Here is a 17722-nt window from a genome sequence, read left to right as displayed (position 1 = left end):
CAGCCCGACTACTTAGTTCGGGAACGGACAGGAGACTGCCTTATGACCATCGATTTCGTGCTGGACGAGGCCACTGCTGCTGACAGCGGGACGACCCCATGGTCTGCGGTGGTCTGCCTGTCGCTGCTGATCTTCCTTCTGGTCGGACTGGAGTTCCTCCCGGTGAGCCTGCTCACCCCGATCGCTCAGGATCTGGCCGTCTCCGAGGGTCAGGCAGGCCAGGCAATCGCGGTATCCGGATTCTTCGCCGTGGTTACCAGCCTCTTCGGCAACTCGCTGTTGCGAAACGTCGATCGACGGACGGTGGTTCTGGTCTATACGGCAGTGCTGGCCGCATCGAGCCTGGCGGTGGCGCTTGCTCCCAACTTCCTGGTCTTCCTGGCCGGGCGGGCGCTGGTGGGCATCGCGATCGGCGGTTTCTGGTCACTGTCGACGGCCATTCTGGCCCGCCTGGCCGCGGGACCCGACCTGCCCAAGGCCATTGCCTTGCTCCAGGGTGGCACTGCCTTCGCATTGGTGATCGCCGCGCCCGTCGGCAGCTTCCTCGGATCGCTGATCGGATGGCGGGGAACCTTTTTCGTCACTGTCCCCATCGGCCTTGCGGCGCTCGTGTGGCAGTTGGCCGTTCTCCCGAAGATGCCGCCGATAGAGATCGCCTCGGTGTCGAGCATGTTCGGCCTGCTGCGGAATCGCAGATTCGCCATCGGCATGGGCGCGACCGGGCTCGCTTTCATCGGGCAGAACGCGCTCTCGATCTATCTGCGGCCGTTTCTGGAAAACGTGACGGGCCTTGAGGTCAACACCCTCTCACTGGCTCTATTGGGCGTCGGCCTCGGTGGCGTGGCGGGACTGTCGATCATCGGCCTCATACTCCGGCGGCACCTCACAGCCGTGCTGATCGGGCTGCCGAGTGCACTCGCGGTCTTCGCTCTACTGCTGATTGCCTTTGGACCGTTTGCACGCGCCACGGACGGCCTGCTGGTTCTTTGGGGACTGTTCGCTACCCCGATCCCGGTGGCGTGGAACACCTGGATGAGCACGCTCATCCCTGAAGACCTGGAGGCCGGGGGCGGACTCCAGGTCGCCCTGATCCAGTTCGCGATCGCAGGCGGCGCTATTGCAGGAGGCCTGCTGTTCGACGTGGCCGGTTGGTGGAGCGCCTTCCTTCTCGCCGCGGTCCTGCTCACGGGCTCGGCCTTGCTCGCCGCCTCGGCCGGCCCCCGCACCTGAACTCTTCCAATTCTTGTCTAGGAGAATCTCATGTCCGAAGGAATCGAGAACAAGGTCGTCGTCATCACCGGTGCCAGCAGTGGCCTCGGTGAAGCGACGGCACGCCATCTTGCCGCACGAGGCGCTTCCGTGGTCCTGGGTGCACGGCGGTCACACCGCATCGACGCCCTTATCCAGGAACTGACCGCCGCTGGGCACAAAGCCAAGGCCGTTACTACGGACGTCACCGACGCCGGCCAGGTCCAGAATCTGGTGAACACGGCGGTCCGGGAATTCGGCCGCATCGACGTGATGCTCAACAATGCGGGCCTCATGCCGTTGGCCCCGCTCGAACGGCTCAAAGTCGACGAATGGGACCGGATGATCGACGTCAACATCAAGGGCGTCCTTTACGGCATCGCGGCCGCGCTTCCGTACATGAAGGAGCAGCGATCGGGGCACATTATCAATGTCTCGTCCGTATACGGCCATGTGGTCGACCCGGGTGCGGCGGTCTATTGCGCCACCAAGTTCGCGGTGCGTGCGCTATCCGAGGGTCTGCGGAAAGAGGTGAAACCCTACAATATCCGCACCACGGTGATCTCGCCGGGCGCTGTCAGCACAGAGTTGCTCGAGCATATCAGCGAGAAGGATATCCAGCAGGGGACCAGCGACTTCGTGAGCAAGATCGCCGTGGGGCCAGATACGTTTGCCCGAACGGTCGCCTTCGCGATCAACGAGCCCGACGACGTCGATATCAACGAGATCTTGTTCCGGCCGACCGCCCAGCCGGTGTGACTTGGAAGGGGTTATGCTTCGGTATCTCAAGGCGCGGCTCCGCCATTTCCGGGTCGGCTAGACCTTCTTCAGCCCCGCCCTGAACCGCCTGCCGTTTGCCACATAATGCGCGGCCGAGGCGCGCAGCCTGGCGACTGCGTCCTCGTCGAGCATCCTGACGACGCGCGCGGGCGAGCCGACGATCAGCGAATTGTCGGGAAATTGCTTGCCTTCGGTGACCAGCGCGCCGGCGCCGACCAGCGAGTTGTTGCCGATCTTCGCCCCATTCAGCACGATGGCGCCCATGCCGATCAGGCTGTTGTCGCCGATCGTGCATCCGTGCAGCAAGGCGCGATGGCCGATCGTGCAGCCTTGGCCGACGGTCAGCGGAAAGCCGGCGTCGGTGTGCATGATTGTGTGCTCCTGCACGTTTGTGTCGGCGCCGACGACGATCGGCTCGTCGTCGCCGCGGACGACGACGCCGAACCAGAAGCCGGCATTGCGGCCAATGCTGATATTGCCGATCAGGGTGGCATCGGGCGCGATCCAGTTGCTGTCGGCGTCCTCGAAGGCGGGCGCTTTTCCGTCAATCGCGTAGATCGGCATTGCTGTCTCCAGATCGTCTCACACCGACAAGCTGCCAGACCCTAGAAGCGAAGCCGCCCAGGACGCAATGGCGATCACCACCATGCCCAGCGCCAGCGCCCAGATGGTCGCCGTACAGCCGCAGGAGATCAGCCCCAGCACCGAGATGCGACGCTCGCGCCAGGCGTCCAGCGCCTCGTTGGCGAACATCAGCGGCCCGGCGCAAGCCGTCGCGGCGAGCGAGCGCAGCATGTGCTTCGACGATACATAGGGCTGGACGAAGGCAAGGCTCCGGCCGGCGATCAGCTCCATCGCCGATCCGGCCAGGCCGCAAGCCGTCAGCCCAGCCATAAAACTGAATATGATTTGTTCGACCGGGCCCATCTTTACCCTCCGTTTACCATGAAATCGCAAAGTCGCTTGCAAAAGCTGCGAAGCAAGAGCCGTGCCGGGCCGAGATGTGCCGCTCGGGCACACCCGATGGACGGTAAACGAGGGTCGCGATGAAGCAGGCAGCCGCCACAGAGGGCCCGCAACTCAGCGTCGTCGATTCGACGCTGATGAAGCGAGTGTTTTATGCGTTCGCGACGCTGGCGCTGCTTTCGGTGGCGATCAGCCTTGGCGGCAAATGGTTCGGCCGCTCGATCGCCATGGCCGGGTACACCGACGAAACCACGGTCCACAAGGTCGTCATCGGCAACAACGTCATCGCCGTGCCGGCCAATGTCATCCGCTTTGCCCAGGCCCGGCGCGACGGCATCGCCTCGCGACTCGACCTCTATCTGCGCTATCCCGAGATGGACGGCTACAGCGAGGCTGCCCGCAACGACTTCAACCACACCGGACCCAGCAAGGACATCGTCTTCCTGTCGTTCGAGCCGCAGATGATGTCGCGCGACATGAGCGGCCGCTTCGCGCCGATCTACAGCGCGCTGATCGCCAAGCCGGGTACGCCCGGCCCTGGCGGCACGACGCTTTACGCCTTCAGCGAAAAATCAGGCTATCTCGACGAAGTGCTGGCGGTGGCAAACCGCCCCGGCAAGGATCCGTTCGTCGCACGCTGCCTGAGCGGCCCGAGCGCCGACGAATCGCTGGCGCCCTGCGAACGCGACATCCTGGTCGGCGACAATCTCAGCCTTACCTACCGCTTCCCCCGGGAATTCCTGGGCGACTGGCAGGGGCTCGACGCGGCGATTTCTGCCGAAGCAGCGCGTGTGCTGAAGACCGGGCGGTAAGCAACGAAACGAGCCGTTCCGTAGCGATCCTTCGCGCCCCTCTCTGTCCTACCGGACATCTCCCCCACGAGGGGGGAGATCGGCCGTCATCTTGGCTTTCGCCAATCTCCAATGTTGCAGGAAGAGTGCAGCGCCGAGGCTGCCAATCTCCCCCTTCGTGGGGAGATGGCCGGCAGGCCAGAGGAGGGCGCTGTCCCGCCGCCGTCCTGTAAGGTTCCGTACCGCCGCAGCGCTTGAGGCGTAGCGGCCAGCTAAACTCCCGACTCAGGCCAGGTCGATGTCGAGGATCGCCATCGAGAAATTATAGTCCCCGTCGTCCTCGTCCTTGAAGACGATGCCAAGGAACTCGTCGCCGACATAGACCTCGGCCGAATCTTCCTTGCGCGGCCGCGCCTTCACTTCGAGTTTAGGGTTCTGGAAGGTGCGCTTGAAATAGGCGTCCAGCTTTCTGATTTCGTCCGGCTTCAACAGTCTTCTCCGATCGTCGCTTGCTAAAGTGCGTCGCGTCTGAAGAGACGATGCGACGCGCTTTAAATCTTGCTTCATGCATGTCGCTATCCCAAAAACCGCTGGGCACTTTGGGCGACATGCATTGGTGAGCGCGCTTCTGGCACGTCGACAATGGCCATGTAAAGGCAAGCCGGCATGGGGGGCAGGAATTCAGTCCCTGCCCGAGCACTCAGATGTCGAAGCTGACGACGTGGTCCATCGTCTGCGATGGCAACAGCTGGTCCATCTGCCGCGAAGGCTGGTCGCAGCCGGTCTCGCCGACGACGCGGGCCGGCACGCCGGCAACCGTCTTGTTGTGCGGTACCGGCGACAGCACCACCGAGCCGGCCGCGATCTTCGAGCAATGGCCGATCTCGATGTTGCCGAGGATCTTGGCGCCGGCGCCGATCAGCACGCCGTAGCGGATCTTGGGATGGCGGTCGCCGCCGGCCTTGCCGGTGCCGCCCAGCGTCACGCCGTGCAGGATCGACACGTCGTCCTCGATCACCGCCGTCTGGCCGACGACGAGGCCGGTGGCGTGGTCGAGGAAGATGCCCTTGCCGATGCGGGCAGCCGGATTGATGTCGGTCTGGAACACCGAGGACGACCGGCTCTGCAAATACAGCGCGAAGTCCTGGCGGCCCTGGTTCCACAACCAATGCGCCAGCCGGTGCGTCTGGATGGCGTGAAAACCCTTGAAGTAGAGCACCGGCATGATGAAGCGGTCGCATGCCGGATCACGGTCGTAATAGGCCTGGATATCGACGCGCACCGTCGTCGACCAGTCGTTGTCGTCGGCCGCCATCGCCTTGAACGTCTGGCGGATGAGGTCGGAGCCGATGTCCTGATGGGCGAGGCGCTCGGCCAGCCGGTGAATGACCGCTTCTTCCAGGTTTTCCTGATTGAGGATGGTCGAATAGAGGAACGCCGCCAGCAGCGGATCGCGGTTGACCGCTTCCATCGCTTCGTCGCGGATCGAACGCCAGATCGGATCTACCGGCTGCACCCTGGTGGGACGGGAAATCGTAACGCTGTTCATCTGATGTCTCCGGCCATCCAATGTCTCGGCCATCCAATGTCTCGGTTGGCGGCTTGCCTATTCTCCGGCCGCACCTATAAGCCAGATCATAGCACGGGTGAACTCAATTTTCCTTAGTGCTTCGTGAAATGGATTTGGTTGGCGGAATTTCAAGCAGCCATGGAAAACGCAACCTTGATGGACGAGACCCTGAAGCGCGAGCTTTCCGCGCTCTATGAGGCCGAAGATCGCCACTACCACGACCTTGGCCACATCGAGGCGATGCTGGCGCTGGCCAATGATTACAAGGCGTTGTTGCATGATCCTGAAGCAGTCGAGGCAGCGATCTGGTTTCACGACGCGATCTACGACAGCCGCGCCAAGGACAATGAGGCGAGGAGTGCCGCACTTGCCGAGGAAAAGCTCGCCGGTCGCGCCGATGCACAACGCCTCGGCCACATCGCGGCGATGATCACTGCCACCGCCGGCCACGAATTGCCGCCCCTTGGCGACCAGCATTCGGTTCGCGACGCGGCGCTGTTCCTCGACATAGACCTGGCGATCCTGGGTGCTGCGCCCGACGTGTTCGACGCCTACGAGCAGGCGGTTCGCCGCGAATATAAGTGGGTCGATGAGCCGATGTGGCGGGCCGGCCGTGCCGCAGTGCTAGAGGGCTTCCTCGCGCGTCCGCATATCTTCCACAGCGAGGAATTCCGCCGGCGCTTCGAAACCCAGGCCCGGCATAACATGGCGCGCTCGCTCAGGGCGCTGGGGCACAGCCCGCGCCGATCGTAGCCCGACGCGTCGGCCACTTGCGTCCGGAAGATTTGCCCGAAATCACGTAAACGCGCCTATGGTCGATGCCATGGCCCACAGCATAAACACCCCGGCGGCAAGCGACGCGCCGTTGACCACGATGCCAGCCAGGCCGAGCAAACGATTGTCGTTTGGACGACCCAGCGCCATCAGCCCGAAGACCGCGCCGGTAAGATGCGCCAATGGCCCGATCAGGAAAAATACCGCCATGAAGAAGCCTGTCACACTGTGCTGGATAAGCACGGACGCGTCGCTCGGCATTGCCATCAACGCGGTGATCGCTATCGCGCCTGCCACCAATGCAGCCAGCCCTAGAACAACGGACCATTCGCCGAACCTGCTTTTCGCAACGACGCCCAGCAAAGCGGCGTCGCTTCTTCCCCATTGTGCCATCGTACCCTCTGCCCCCTCGTTCAGCGCGTGGCGGGTTTGAACCGATCCACGCGTCACGCTTAGTTATCCCCGTATCGTTGCAAAACCGCTAAGAACCCCAGCTTCAGGCCCAATGGCCGCTTTTGGGGAGCCATCCGTCAAAACCGATGCTCGGCATAAAACTCCAGCACGCGCTGCTTGAAGGTCTTGTCGCCGACCGCCAGCATATGGTCGCGGCCTTCGATGTGAAAAGCCCTGGCGTTGGGCATCAAAGCGGCGAGTTCATCCGGCGAGCCGCCGATGTCGTCCTTGGTTCCCACCGCAATCAAGGTCGGCTGGGCAATGCGGGCAATGTCGGCCTCGCTCAGCAATTCGCGTGAGGTGGCGATGCAGGCGGCGAGCGCGCGGCGATCGCTGCGGGTCTGATCGGCGAAGGCGCGGAACGAGCGGCCGCGCGGATCGCTGGTGCCTGCCGGATCGTCGGCCAGAAGGGCGTCGGCTATCGGATCCCAGTCGCCGACGCCGTCGATCATGCCGATGCCGAGACCGCCGAAGACCAGCGTCGCCACCTTCTCCGGGTCGGAGAGCGCCAGGAAGGCCGATATGCGCGCGCCCATCGAATAACCCATGACATGAGCGCGTTCGATGCCGAGATGGTTCAAAAGCGCTGCCGCGTCCGACGCCATTTTTGCCGGCGTGTAGTCGGCTTCGTCATAGCTCTTCGACGACGAGCCATGGCCGCGATTGTCGAAGGCGATCGCACGATAGCCGGCGTCGTTCAGCGTCTTGAACCAGCCGGGCGACACCCAGTTGACGTAATGGCTCGAGGCAAAGCCGTGGATCATCAGCACCGGATCGCCCTGCCCCGATGCCGGCTGGCGGTCAAGGAAAGCAAGGTCGAAACCGTCATGTGAGAAGAACTGCATCGGCCGAAGATCCTGCCCGCTCAGTCGGAATCGACACTCGGCGCATCGCCCTTGTCGGGCGGCGGCATGGCCGGCCCCGGCGCCGTGCCGATGGCCGGATGGCGCAGCAGGTCGCCGTCCTTAATGCCCTTTTTGGCGGCCGTGCCCGCCTTGAGCTCGAGCACGAAGCGCACCGGTTCGTCCGGCGAGATGATCGCCTCCGACTGCGGCTCGCCTTGCTCGATTGCCCGGATCCGGCCGTCCTGTCCGACGAAGATCAGGTCGAGCGGCATCGGCGTGTTCTTCATCCAGAAACTCACATCCTGCGGCGCGCCGAACACGAACAGCATGCCGTGATTGTCGGCCATGTGCCGGCGGAACATTAGCCCGGCTTCGCGCTCGGCGGGCGTGTCGGCGATTTCCACGGAAAAAGAACGCTCGCCGGCCTTCGTCACCGCGACCAGCGGCGCCGGGTCGACGGGAAGGATCATCGCCTTGCCGTCGGCGGAACTCGGTTGCTGAAAATAGAAGAACGCACTTGCGGCGACGATGAGGAAAATCCCGGCGCAGAGCGCGCCCGCGGTCACCCGGTTCCTGTGAGCCATATGAAATCCTCGGCCGGAACTAATGCGAGACCGGCAAGGTACCCATATCGGGGTGAATTTCGGCAGCCATAAGGCCTTTGTCGCCGCGTCCGAAGCGGACCAGCACCACCTGGCCCGGCCGGAGTTCGGTGATGCCGTAGCGGCGCAGCGTCTCCATGTGGACGAAAATGTCCTCGGTGCCCTCGCCCCGGGTCAGAAAGCCGAACCCCTTGGTGCGGTTGAACCATTTGACCAGCGCCCGTTCGAGGCCGCTTTCCGGCGTCACCGCAACATGGGTGCGCTGCTCCTGCATCTCCGCCGGATGCACCGCCGTGGTGACATCCATCGAGAGCACGCGGAAGGCCTGCAGCCCGCGCTCGCCCTGCTTGACTAGGCAGACGACACGGGCGCCTTCCAGGGCGGTCTGAAAACCGTCCTTTCGAAGGCATGTCACATGGAGGAGGATGTCGCCCGAAGTACCATCATCGGGAAGGATGAAACCGTAGCCCTTGGCCACGTCGAACCATTTGATGGCGCCGGCGATTTCGACGAGATCGGCCGTATCGGCGCTCTCATCCCGCTTCAACGCATCTTTACCGGCCCCGTCCCGCCCCATGAAAGAGGCCTTTTCCCCCATAAGAACGCCCCCTTTTTTCAACAAACACCGCAACTGATTCTTGGTATCAGATTAACACCGCGGCTTCCGGTGTGTGCAAGACCTGACGTGCCTTTTTTCACGGTTCCATACAGGAATAGCGGATTTGCCGTTTTCCGGCGCCGGCAAACGTGGCCAATTGCCCTTTGGCCGGGCCGCCCCTATGTTGCGCCGCAACGCAACATAAGGAGGAAATCATGCGCTATCTGCACACCATGGTCCGTGTCGCCGACATCGATGCTTCGCTCGATTTCTACTGCAACAAGCTTGGCCTCAAGGAAGTGCGCCGCCATGAAAACGAGCAAGGCCGCTACACGCTGATCTTCCTCGCCGCCCCCGAAGACGAGCGAAGCGGCATCAGCGAGAAAGCGCCGCTGGTCGAGCTGACCTACAATTGGGACCCGGAAGACTACAAGGGCGGCCGCAATTTCGGCCATCTCGCCTATGAGGTCGACGACATCTACGCCACCTGTCAGCGGCTGATGGACAATGGCGTTACCATCAACCGGCCGCCGCGCGACGGCAACATGGCGTTCGTCAAATCGCCGGACGGCATCTCGATCGAGCTGTTGCAGAAAGGTCCGGCCAAGCCGAAGGCCGAGCCGTGGGCGTCGATGCCGAACACCGGCAGCTGGTAACCGATCACGCCATCTTGAACGGACGCAGGCGGACCTGGTTCGGTTTTCGCGTCCGCATTCCCAAGGAGAATTCATTCATGCCGGCCAGCCATGTCGACGTCGCCACCGAACATGCCAGCCGCTATCTGCAGCAGCTGTGCAAACATTGGGCGCACAAGTTTCCCGTCGAGTTCGACCCGAACCACGGCACCATCGATCTGACGCTCGGCCGCACGGTTCTCGATGCCGACCCGGCTGCGCTGCACATTGCCGTGACGACCGATGAAGCCGGCTCGCTCGAGCGCCTGGAAACGGTCGTCGCCGAGCACATCAAGCGCTTCGCCTTCCGTGAAGAGCTGGCATTCGACTGGAAACGCGCTCCGACCGCGTAGACGACCTGTCAACCGCCGGCCTTGGCCATGTCCAGCAGCATCAGCACGGTGCGCCAATTGCGCGCCGTGCCCGGCACCTTCAGAACGCGCGGAATTTGATTGGCAAACACCGATTTGCCGAGCCCGTCAGGCGCATGCAGGTAGAGCACGTCGCCCTTGATCTCGAAGCGTTCTGGCCCGGTGCATTTTTCCGCCAGCCGGGCGACCTCCTCGGCGGTCGGCCGGCGCTCCAGCGCATAGGCATGCAGCTTGGTCGGCTCGCCGGCCACTTCCGGATAGGGATTGTCCGCCGCCAGCCGCTCGAGCCAGCCGAGATCGCGCACCATGATGCGTGAATGGAACCCCCATTTCTTCTCGAATTCCGCTTCCAACCGCTTGGTCAGCGTCGCCGCATCGCCATCTGGCGACCGGAACACGGCGTTGCCGCTCTGCACATAGGTGGCGACATCGGAGAAGCCGAGCTGCTCGAAAAATGACCTGAGTTCCGCCATCTTGACGATGCGGTTGCCGCCGACATTGATGCCGGAAAACAGCGCGATAAAAACGTCCGCCGGAGCGTTCGGAAGATCGTTGCTGCTCATATGATGAACCCGGCGAGCGTCTCGTTGTCGGTGATGTCCTGGTAATGGACGCTCTCGGCGTCGAAATTCGCCTTGAGCAGGTCGAAATTGTGGCGGTCCTTGGTTTCGATGCCGATCAGCACCGAACCGAAATTGCGCGCCGATTTCTTCAGATATTCGAAGCGGGCGATGTCGTCGTCGGGGCCCAGCAATTCGAGGAAATCGCGCAGCGCGCCGGGCCGTTGCGGAAAGCGGATGATGAAGTATTTCTTCAAGCCCTCGAAGCGCAGCGCCCGTTCCTTCACATCCGGCAGCCGCTCGAAATCGAAATTGCCGCCCGACACCACGGCAACGATGGTCTTGCCCCTGATTTCCTTCCTGGAAAAATCCTTAAGAGCATCGATCGCCAGCGCGCCGGCCGGCTCGAGCACGACGCCTTCGACATTGAGCATTTCGATCATGGTCGCGCAGAGCCGGTTTTCCGGGATCAGCCGCACGGTGTCGGCGGCAAACTCCCTGAGGTGGCGCAGCGGCTCGCGGCCGATCTCGGCCACCGCTGCGCCGTCGACGAAATTGTCGACCTTGGCGAGCTTGACCCGCTTTCCGGTGGCGAGGCTCTCGCTCAGGCTCGGGGCGCCGGCCGGCTCGCAAAAGACGAAGCGTGTCTCTCGCTGCTGGTCGGCGAAATAATGGATGACGCCGGCGGCCAGGCCGCCGCCGCCGACCGGCAGCATGACGATATCAGCCATGCGCGCGCCGGGCATCTGGCCTGATATCTCGTAGGCGACGGTCGCCTGCCCTTCGATGATGTCCTTATGGTCGAACGGCGGCACCATGTATGCGCCGGCAGTTTCGGTGAATTCGAGTGCGGCGCGGTAGCAGTCGTCGAAGAAATCGCCGACCAGCCTGATCTCGACGAACGCGCCGCCGAACAGCCGCGTCTTATCGATCTTCTGCTGCGGCGTGGTCACCGGCATGAAGACGACGCCCTTCTTGCCGAAATGGCGGCAGACGAAGGCAAAGCCCTGCGCATGATTGCCGGCCGAAGCGCAGACAAACAGCTCCGCAGCGTTGCCGGCAGCGAGCGCCTTGCGGAAGAAGTTGAAGGCGCCGCGGATCTTGTAGGAGCGCACCGGCGTCAGGTCCTCGCGCTTCAGCAGCACCCGCGCGCCGGTCTTCTTCGACAGATAGTCGTTTTCCTGCAGCGGCGTCTCCGGAAAAATCTCGCGGATCGCGGCAGCGGCGGCAGCGACGCGAGAGGAGAAACTGGTCATGGCAAGAGCACCCCACAGGCTACGCAAGTTCGGTCCCGCTATTGCATATCTGGCCTCGTGAAGCCATTGTCCGGCCGCCCCGAAGGGGCATTTCCGGAATCAACGTAAGCATTTGGGGGCGTTTGCTCATGCCTGTCGCATCGGTTGCCCGGAAAACCGTGTCGCTGCCGGAGTTCGGCGAGCCGACAGTGATGCCACTGGTGCACCGCGCCACCTATGAGGCCCGTATCGCGGCGCTGGTCGCACTTGGCGGGTTCGATGCCTTCGTCGTCTATGGCGACCGCGAACATGCGGCCAATGTCGCCTACCTCTGCGGCTACGATCCGCGCTTCGAGGAAACGCTGCTGGTCATCGTTCCCGGCAAGCCGCCGAAACTGCTGGTCGGCAATGAGGGCTGGGGCTATGCCGAGATCTGCGACGGGCCGTACGAGCGCGTGCTCTACCAGACGTTTTCGCTGCCGGCGCAGCCGCGCGACCGCTCGCAAGCGCTGGCCGACATCCTCGTCGATTGCGGCCTAAAAGCCGGCCAGCGCATCGGCGCCATCGGCTGGAAACCGTTCGGCCCCGGCGATGCCGGTTTTGGCGAAACGACGCTCGACCTGCCGTCCTTCATCGCCGACACGCTGCGCACGCTTGCCGGCGATAGGGGCGTGATCGTCAACGCGGCGAACCTTTTGATGAACCCCGCCGACGGCCTGCGCGCCATCAACGAGGCCGACCAGCTGGCGGCGTTCGAATTCGCCGCGACCTATTCCTCGCAAGGCCTGCGCAATGTGCTGCAAGGCATCGAACCCGGCATGACCGAATTGCAGGCGGCGCGGCTGATGGGCATCAACGGCCTGCCGCAATGCTGCCACCCGATGCTGTCGGCCGGAAAGCGTGCGGCCTATGGCCTGCCGAGCCCGCACCTCGACATCATCAAGCGCGGCGACCCGATCACCATGGCCTATGGCATCCAGGGCTCGCTCAATGCCCGCGCCGGTTTTCTGGTCGAGGACGCGGCCGAGCTTCCGAGGGGCATCCAGGACTATGTCGAGAAGGTGGTCGCGCCCTATTTCTGCGCCGTCGTCGACTGGTACGAGACGGTCGGCATCGGCGTTCCCGGCGGCGCGTTGTGGCAAGCGGTGCACGACCGCATCGGCGATCGGTTCTTCGGCGTAACGCTCAACCCCGGCCATCTCATCCATATCGACGAATGGATGCATTCGCCGGTATTTTTCGGCTCCGACATCAGATTGAAGTCGGGCATGGCCTTGCAGGTCGACATCATCCCGGCGACCGGCACCGATTATTTCACCACAAACATCGAGGACGGCATCGCGCTGGCCGACGAGGCGCTGCGCGAAGAGATCGCCGCGCGCTATCCCGAAGCCTGGCGCCGCATCGAAGCGCGCCGCGCCTTCATGGCCGACGTGCTCGGCATAAGGCTGAAGCCGGAAGTGCTGCCGTTTTCCAACATTCCGGCGTTCCTGCCGCCGTTCTGGCTTTCGCGCAACAGTGCGATGGCAGTCGCGAGGCGCTGAGCGCATTTCGGCGCCTGCGACTTACTTCCGCCGCACTTGGCCTGTCCGGGAGGTGCGGCGGAGGTGGATGGGCCTTTGGTCAGGCCGGAGTGGAATTGCTTAAGTGCCCTTGAAGACGATTTGCATCATTCTCATTGCCGCGCTGCTCGCCGGCTGCGGCGGCCGCCAAACCGAGGAACTGCTCGGCAGCGCCATGATGGCGGTGCCGGTGACGGAAATCGCCGGCAATCACTCGATCTTCATCGCCACGACGCGCAAGCGCTCCGACGATCCCAACAAGGTCTTCGACGGCGAGCGTTCGGCGACGCTGAACTATGCCCGCGTCAACGTCACCGTCCCCGGCATCCACAAGACAGGCCAGATCGAGCGGCGCTCGCGCGGCAAGTCGGACGATCCGGCCAAATACTTCATGGCTTCCGAGGTCGTCGGCTACGACACCCAGCCGAAATTCTCCAGCGCCCTCAGCGCCGACATCGCGGCGCGCGGCGGCCGCGTCATGGTCTTCGTCCACGGCTATAACACCGGCTTCGACGACGCCGTCTACCGCGTCACCCAGATCACCCATGATTCCGGCTATCCGGGCACGCCGGTGCTGTTTTCCTGGGCGTCGGGCGCCAAGACCACCGATTATGTCTACGACAAAGAAAGCGCCAGCGTTGCCCGCGACCAGCTCGAAGTGACGCTGAGAATGCTGGCGCAGACCGGCGCGCGGCGCATCGACATCGTTGCCCATTCGCTGGGAACCTGGGTCACCATGGAGGCGCTGCGCCAGCTCGCCATCACCGGCGACCGCGATCTCGGCGGCAAGCTCGGCGACGTCGTGCTGGCCTCGCCCGACATCGACGTCGACGTGTTCAAGAGCCAGATGCGCCGCTACGGCAAGCCGGACAAGCCGTTCATCCTGCTGCTCTCCGACGACGACCGGGCGCTGCGGCTCTCCGGCCTGATCGCCGGTGCGCGGCCGCGCGTCGGCGACTACAAGAACGCCGCCGACCTCGCCAGCTATGGCGTGTCGGTCGTCGATCTCTCCAGCGTCAAGGGAGCCGACCGCTTCAACCACACCAAATTCGCCGACAATCCGGAATTGGTGCAGTTGATCGGCCAGAAGCTGCGCGAGGATGACGGGTTTGCCAGCGACCGCGAGGTGACCGACCGCATCGCCTCGGTCGGACAATAGCTGCATTGCGCGGCGTGATTGTTGACCATTGCCGCACCTTCGGAACAGTTTGAACTGGACCGTGCCGGGCTCTGCCTCTATCGAATAGGCCAAGACGTCTCCGGCTCGACGTCGCCTTTGCGGGAGCCCGCGTGATCGTGCCTTCGAAGATCTTTCTCGTCGTTGCGTTCGCGCTCGCGCTGGCAAGCTGCGCCGGCCAGAACACGCACGATCTGCTCAACAAGACGACAATCACCGTGCCTGCTGCCGATATCGCGGCGACGCATCAAATCTTCGTCGCAACGACCCGGCAAAAGGCAATGAAAGCGCCCCGGCAGGTGTTCGACGGCGACCGTTCGCCGACCACCAGCTTTGCCAGCGTCGAGGTGACGGTGCCCAAAATCCACCAGCTCGGCGCCATCGAGCGGGTCAAGGGCTCGGCCAACAGCAATCCGGCGAAGGATTTCACGGCGACCGGCGTCACCTTCTACGAAGGCGCGCCGCAATTCGCCAAGGCGGTCGGCGCCGACATCGCGATGCGCGGCGACCGCGCGCTGGTTTTCGTGCACGGCTTCAACAACGGCTTCGACGACGGCATCTACCGGCTGACGCAGATCGCGCACGACACGAAATATCCAGGAACGCCGGTGCTGTTTTCGTGGGCGTCGAGCGGCAAGACGACCGGCTACATCTACGACAAGGAAAGCGCCAATGCGGCGCGCGACGATCTCGAAGCGACGCTGCGCATGCTCGCCAAGAGCCGCGCCAAGAGCATCGACATCATTGCCCATTCGATGGGGACCTGGGTGACCATGGAAGCGTTGCGCCAGCTTGCCATCACCGGCGACCGCGACCTCGGCGGCAAGCTCGGCTACGTCATCCTGGCTTCGCCCGACATCGACGTCGACGTGTTCAAGAAGCAGATGATCCGCTACGGCAAGCCCGACAAGCCGTTCGCCGTGCTGCTTTCGGGCGACGACCGGGCGCTCAGGCTGTCGACCCTGATCTCCGGCGACAAGCCGCGCGTCGGCGACTATGGCGACGCGGCCGACCTCGCCAGCTATGGCGTCTCGGTGGTCGACCTGACCAAGACCAAGGGCGGCGACCGGCTGAACCACGCCAAATTCGCCGACAACCCGTTCCTGGTGCAGCTGCTCGGCGACCGCCTGCGCGCCCCGGCCGGCCTCGCCTCCGAAGAGACCGCGCCGGCCCAGCTCGACAATCTCGGCCAGGGCCTCGGCAAGGCCGTCGGTTCGGTCGCCGAAATCGTCATCACCACGCCGTTCAAAGTGCTGACCATCGCCACCGGCGGGTGAGCGATCGATGAGCGGTCACTGTTGACGTCAGTTCGGAACAAAGCGCACGGCAGCGATCCTTCGCGCCCCTCTGTCCTGCCGGACATCTCCCCCTCTAGTGGGGAGATTGGCCACCACTTTCGGCTTTCGCCAATCTCCATCTTTGAACAAGGCGCTGTCAACGAAACTGCCAATTTCCCCCCTTGAGGGGGAGATGTCCGGCAGGACAGAGGGGGGCGCTGTCCCTCCAGGGTTCAATGATTCTTCAAACGAACAGATCGACCTTCTGAAAAGTCGTCACGTCGATAAGGCCGACGTCGGAAATCCTGAGCTCGGGGATGACGACCAGCGCCAGCAACGAGTGCTGCATGTAGGCGTTGTTGAGCGAGCAGCCCATCTGGCGCATGGCGTCGCTGAGTTGGTCCGCCTTGGCGGCGACGATTTCGGCGCGCTCGTCCGACATCAACCCGGCGATCGGCATTTCGACCAGCGCCAGCTCCTTGCCGTTGGAAAACAGCACGACGCCGCCGCCGACCTCGCCCAGCCGGTTCACGGCCAGAGCCATATCCTGCTTGTTGGTGCCGACGACGATGATGTGGTGGGCATCGTGGGCCACGCTCGACGCCATGGCGCAGTCGCCGATATAGCCGAAGCCGGAGACGAAGGCGTTGGTGACGCCGCCGGTGCCCTTGTGGCGTTCGACCAGCGCGATCTGGCAGACATCGTTGCGGCGATCCATGGCGACCAGCCCGTCCTCGACGGCAAGATCGGCCTCCAGCGCCCGCGTCGGCGCCTGATTCTCGATGACGCCGATGACGCGCACCCGCACCTCGTTGGCGCCCATGGGTGCGGCGATGTCGAAATCGCCGGCCTTGAGCCTCTTGCCCAGCTTGACGGTGTTCTTCGCCGTCCGCGGATAATTGTAGGCTGGAACGTCGATTTCGAGCTTGCCGCCCTTGGCCAGCCTGACGCCGCGGCCATAGACCTCGTCGATGGTCATTTCGGCGAGGTCGGAGACGATCAGCAGATCGGCGAGCCGTCCCGGCGCGATCGAGCCGATCTCGCGCTCCAGCCGGAAATGCTGGGCGGTGTTGAGCGTCGCCATCTGGATCGCCGTCACCGGCTTCAAGCCCTGGCTGATGGCGTGGCGGACGACCCGGTCCATATGGCCTTCGTGCACCAGCGTACCGGAGTGGCTGTCGTCGGTACACAGGATGAAGTTGCGCGGGTCGAGCCCGCTCTCCGTCACCGCCTTGATCTGCGAGGCCACGTCATACCAGGCCGAGCCCAGCCGCAGCATCGCCTTCATGCCCTGGCGGACGCGGGCGATGGCGTCCTCGGCGCGCGTGCCTTCGTGGTCATCCTCCGGGCCGCCGGCGACATAGCCGTGAAACGGCAGGCCGAGATCGCGCGAGGCATAATGCCCGCCGACGGTCTTGCCGGCCCTGACCGTCGCCGCGATCTCGCCCGACATCACCGGATCGTTGGCGGCGACGCCCGGAAAATTCATCACCTCGCCGAGCCCGATGATGTTTTCCCAGCTCATCGCCTCGGCAACGTCGGCGACGGTCAGCTCGGCGCCGGCATGCTCCAGCCCCGGGGCGGAGGGCACGCAGGACGGCATCTGCACGAGTACGTTGACCGGCATGGCGACGGCCTCGTCATGCATCAGCCGCACGCCCGGCAGGCCGAGCACGTTGGCGATCTCATGCGGATCGATGAACATCGAAGTTGTACCATGCGGGATCACCGCGCGGCAGAATTCCGTCACCGTCACCATGCCGCTCTCGACATGCATATGCGCGTCGCAAAGCCCCGGCACCAGATAGCGGCCCCCGGCATCGACCACCTTGGTGCCCTGGCCGATGGCATGGCCGGCGTTCGGCCCGCAATAGGCAAAGCGGCCGCCGGCAATGGCGATGTCGGTGCCGGCGATGATCTCGCCCGAATGGACGTTGACCCAGCGCCCGTTGCGGATGACGAGATCGGCGGGTTTGCGGCCCATAGCGACATCGACCAGATGCGTCGCCATCTCGGCCCAGGGTTTTGGTTTCGTCGCATTGGCGGTCTTCGGCATCAACAGGCTCCTCTTTGCCCGACTGTGCCAAGCCACGAGGATTTTGACCAGCGAGGAAGTAAGCGCGGACGGCGAAGTTGCAGATCTCCCCCCCTTGCGGGCAGGGCTATCGCATATGAGTGATGGCATTGATGAGATAGTCGTCGTTCCAGGCGCATTTCTTGATGCGATGGCTGATGGGAA

Annotated in this window: 20 protein-coding genes; 9 read left to right on the top strand and 11 right to left on the bottom strand. The window is 63.6% G+C overall.

Translation table 11 applies throughout. The features are described 5' to 3' along the window. The first annotated feature begins 42 nt into the window (after nucleotides 1-42). Nucleotides 43-1230: an MFS transporter gene (locus tag NKJ20_RS21430; RefSeq protein WP_352746733.1), complete on the top strand. Its 1188-nt coding sequence runs from the start codon at nucleotides 43-45 to the stop codon at nucleotides 1228-1230. 30 nt (nucleotides 1231-1260) lie between these two features. Next, on the top strand, nucleotides 1261-2007 hold the full coding sequence (locus NKJ20_RS21425) for an SDR family oxidoreductase (protein ID WP_352746730.1): 747 nt from the start codon (nucleotides 1261-1263) through the stop codon (nucleotides 2005-2007). A gap of 57 nt (nucleotides 2008-2064) precedes the next feature. Here the strand turns inward: NKJ20_RS21425 and NKJ20_RS21420 are convergent, their stop codons facing one another. Further along, nucleotides 2065-2592 carry a gamma carbonic anhydrase family protein gene (locus NKJ20_RS21420; protein ID WP_352746728.1) on the bottom strand — a complete coding sequence of 176 codons (528 nt, stop codon included), beginning with the start codon at nucleotides 2590-2592 and terminating at the stop codon, nucleotides 2065-2067. Between the two features lie 18 nt (nucleotides 2593-2610). Next, complete coding sequence (locus NKJ20_RS21415; protein ID WP_352746725.1) at nucleotides 2611-2955, bottom strand: DUF6949 family protein; 345 nt, start codon at nucleotides 2953-2955, stop codon at nucleotides 2611-2613. Nucleotides 2956-3074: 119 nt separating this feature from the next. Between NKJ20_RS21415 and NKJ20_RS21410 the strand changes: the two genes are divergently transcribed. After that, nucleotides 3075-3806, top strand: a complete 732-nt coding sequence (locus NKJ20_RS21410; protein ID WP_352746724.1) for a hypothetical protein — start codon at nucleotides 3075-3077, stop codon at nucleotides 3804-3806. A 264-nt stretch (nucleotides 3807-4070) separates the two neighbouring features. On the opposite strand, the gene NKJ20_RS21405 is transcribed toward NKJ20_RS21410, so the two are convergent. Beyond that, entirely contained in the window at nucleotides 4071-4274 is a 204-nt protein-coding gene (locus NKJ20_RS21405) for a DUF3126 family protein (protein ID WP_023674799.1), read from the bottom strand. Nucleotides 4275-4485: 211 nt separating this feature from the next. Beyond that, the gene (gene cysE / locus NKJ20_RS21400) at nucleotides 4486-5334 is read right to left on the bottom strand and encodes a serine O-acetyltransferase (RefSeq protein WP_352746722.1); all 849 of its coding nucleotides are present in this window, start codon (nucleotides 5332-5334) and stop codon (nucleotides 4486-4488) included. Between the two features lie 159 nt (nucleotides 5335-5493). On the opposite strand from cysE, the gene NKJ20_RS21395 reads away from it, so the two are divergent. Then, entirely contained in the window at nucleotides 5494-6108 is a 615-nt protein-coding gene (locus NKJ20_RS21395) for an HD domain-containing protein (protein ID WP_352746720.1), read from the top strand. A 42-nt stretch (nucleotides 6109-6150) separates the two neighbouring features. On the opposite strand, the gene NKJ20_RS21390 is transcribed toward NKJ20_RS21395, so the two are convergent. The 4 genes from NKJ20_RS21390 to NKJ20_RS21375 form a co-directional block, all read right to left on the bottom strand. Then, the gene (locus NKJ20_RS21390) at nucleotides 6151-6579 is read right to left on the bottom strand and encodes a hypothetical protein (RefSeq protein ID WP_352746718.1); all 429 of its coding nucleotides are present in this window, start codon (nucleotides 6577-6579) and stop codon (nucleotides 6151-6153) included. An 80-nt stretch (nucleotides 6580-6659) separates the two neighbouring features. After that, the gene (locus NKJ20_RS21385) at nucleotides 6660-7427 is read right to left on the bottom strand and encodes an alpha/beta fold hydrolase (protein ID WP_352746715.1); all 768 of its coding nucleotides are present in this window, start codon (nucleotides 7425-7427) and stop codon (nucleotides 6660-6662) included. A gap of 20 nt (nucleotides 7428-7447) precedes the next feature. Further along, complete coding sequence (locus NKJ20_RS21380; RefSeq protein ID WP_352620826.1) at nucleotides 7448-8011, bottom strand: DUF192 domain-containing protein; 564 nt, start codon at nucleotides 8009-8011, stop codon at nucleotides 7448-7450. 19 nt (nucleotides 8012-8030) lie between these two features. Further along, the gene (locus NKJ20_RS21375) at nucleotides 8031-8627 is read right to left on the bottom strand and encodes a cold-shock protein (protein WP_502894980.1); all 597 of its coding nucleotides are present in this window, start codon (nucleotides 8625-8627) and stop codon (nucleotides 8031-8033) included. A gap of 215 nt (nucleotides 8628-8842) precedes the next feature. On the opposite strand from NKJ20_RS21375, the gene gloA reads away from it, so the two are divergent. Together gloA and NKJ20_RS21365 are read left to right on the top strand one after the other, a co-directional pair. After that, a complete protein-coding gene (gene gloA, locus NKJ20_RS21370) occupies nucleotides 8843-9283 on the top strand; it encodes a lactoylglutathione lyase (RefSeq protein ID WP_352720717.1) in 441 nt (146 codons plus the stop codon). 77 nt (nucleotides 9284-9360) lie between these two features. Then, nucleotides 9361-9654, top strand: coding sequence for a DUF2218 domain-containing protein (locus NKJ20_RS21365; protein WP_352472739.1), 294 nt, complete (start codon nucleotides 9361-9363; stop codon nucleotides 9652-9654). An 8-nt stretch (nucleotides 9655-9662) separates the two neighbouring features. Here NKJ20_RS21365 and NKJ20_RS21360 read toward each other — a convergent pair whose 3' ends face one another. Further along, nucleotides 9663-10235, bottom strand: a complete 573-nt coding sequence (locus NKJ20_RS21360) for a DUF1697 domain-containing protein (protein ID WP_352746710.1) — start codon at nucleotides 10233-10235, stop codon at nucleotides 9663-9665. Beyond that, nucleotides 10232-11488: a threonine ammonia-lyase IlvA gene (ilvA, locus tag NKJ20_RS21355; RefSeq protein WP_352746708.1), complete on the bottom strand. Its 1257-nt coding sequence runs from the start codon at nucleotides 11486-11488 to the stop codon at nucleotides 10232-10234. The genes NKJ20_RS21360 and ilvA overlap by 4 nt, the downstream gene beginning before the upstream one ends. A gap of 128 nt (nucleotides 11489-11616) precedes the next feature. Here ilvA and NKJ20_RS21350 point away from each other — a divergent pair, with 128 nt between their 5' ends. From NKJ20_RS21350 to NKJ20_RS21340, 3 genes are all read left to right on the top strand, one after another. Further along, the gene (locus NKJ20_RS21350) at nucleotides 11617-13011 is read left to right on the top strand and encodes a hypothetical protein (RefSeq protein ID WP_352746706.1); all 1395 of its coding nucleotides are present in this window, start codon (nucleotides 11617-11619) and stop codon (nucleotides 13009-13011) included. A gap of 103 nt (nucleotides 13012-13114) precedes the next feature. Then, nucleotides 13115-14188, top strand: a complete 1074-nt coding sequence (locus NKJ20_RS21345; protein ID WP_352746704.1) for an alpha/beta hydrolase — start codon at nucleotides 13115-13117, stop codon at nucleotides 14186-14188. A gap of 131 nt (nucleotides 14189-14319) precedes the next feature. Then, on the top strand, nucleotides 14320-15483 hold the full coding sequence (locus NKJ20_RS21340) for an alpha/beta hydrolase (RefSeq protein ID WP_352746701.1): 1164 nt from the start codon (nucleotides 14320-14322) through the stop codon (nucleotides 15481-15483). 244 nt (nucleotides 15484-15727) lie between these two features. On the opposite strand, the gene ade is transcribed toward NKJ20_RS21340, so the two are convergent. Further along, complete coding sequence (gene ade, locus NKJ20_RS21335; RefSeq protein WP_352746698.1) at nucleotides 15728-17539, bottom strand: adenine deaminase; 1812 nt, start codon at nucleotides 17537-17539, stop codon at nucleotides 15728-15730. Between the last annotated feature and the right edge of the window lie 183 nt (nucleotides 17540-17722).

This window comes from Mesorhizobium sp. M0185, assembly GCF_040322175.1.
GTDB lineage: Bacteria > Pseudomonadota > Alphaproteobacteria > Rhizobiales > Rhizobiaceae > Mesorhizobium.
This window is presented reverse-complemented; position numbering and strand designations above follow the sequence as displayed.

What these genes read in the sequence shown, in the direction of transcription:
- NKJ20_RS21430 (WP_352746733.1), top strand. Translation starts at nt 43, where the DNA reads ATGACCATCGATTTCGTGCTGGACGAGGCCACTGCTGCTGACAGCGGG.
- NKJ20_RS21425 (WP_352746730.1), top strand. Translation starts at nt 1,261, where the DNA reads ATGTCCGAAGGAATCGAGAACAAGGTCGTCGTCATCACCGGTGCCAGC.
- NKJ20_RS21420 (WP_352746728.1), bottom strand. Translation starts at nt 2,592, where the DNA reads ATGCCGATCTACGCGATTGACGGAAAAGCGCCCGCCTTCGAGGACGCC.
- NKJ20_RS21415 (WP_352746725.1), bottom strand. Translation starts at nt 2,955, where the DNA reads ATGGGCCCGGTCGAACAAATCATATTCAGTTTTATGGCTGGGCTGACG.
- NKJ20_RS21410 (WP_352746724.1), top strand. Translation starts at nt 3,075, where the DNA reads ATGAAGCAGGCAGCCGCCACAGAGGGCCCGCAACTCAGCGTCGTCGAT.
- cysE (WP_352746722.1), bottom strand. Translation starts at nt 5,334, where the DNA reads ATGAACAGCGTTACGATTTCCCGTCCCACCAGGGTGCAGCCGGTAGAT.
- NKJ20_RS21395 (WP_352746720.1), top strand. Translation starts at nt 5,494, where the DNA reads ATGGAAAACGCAACCTTGATGGACGAGACCCTGAAGCGCGAGCTTTCC.
- NKJ20_RS21385 (WP_352746715.1), bottom strand. Translation starts at nt 7,427, where the DNA reads ATGCAGTTCTTCTCACATGACGGTTTCGACCTTGCTTTCCTTGACCGC.
- NKJ20_RS21380 (WP_352620826.1), bottom strand. Translation starts at nt 8,011, where the DNA reads ATGGCTCACAGGAACCGGGTGACCGCGGGCGCGCTCTGCGCCGGGATT.
- NKJ20_RS21375 (WP_502894980.1), bottom strand. Translation starts at nt 8,627, where the DNA reads ATGGGGGAAAAGGCCTCTTTCATGGGGCGGGACGGGGCCGGTAAAGAT.
- gloA (WP_352720717.1), top strand. Translation starts at nt 8,843, where the DNA reads ATGCGCTATCTGCACACCATGGTCCGTGTCGCCGACATCGATGCTTCG.
- NKJ20_RS21365 (WP_352472739.1), top strand. Translation starts at nt 9,361, where the DNA reads ATGCCGGCCAGCCATGTCGACGTCGCCACCGAACATGCCAGCCGCTAT.
- NKJ20_RS21360 (WP_352746710.1), bottom strand. Translation starts at nt 10,235, where the DNA reads ATGAGCAGCAACGATCTTCCGAACGCTCCGGCGGACGTTTTTATCGCG.
- ilvA (WP_352746708.1), bottom strand. Translation starts at nt 11,488, where the DNA reads ATGACCAGTTTCTCCTCTCGCGTCGCTGCCGCCGCTGCCGCGATCCGC.
- NKJ20_RS21350 (WP_352746706.1), top strand. Translation starts at nt 11,617, where the DNA reads ATGCCTGTCGCATCGGTTGCCCGGAAAACCGTGTCGCTGCCGGAGTTC.
- ade (WP_352746698.1), bottom strand. Translation starts at nt 17,539, where the DNA reads ATGCCGAAGACCGCCAATGCGACGAAACCAAAACCCTGGGCCGAGATG.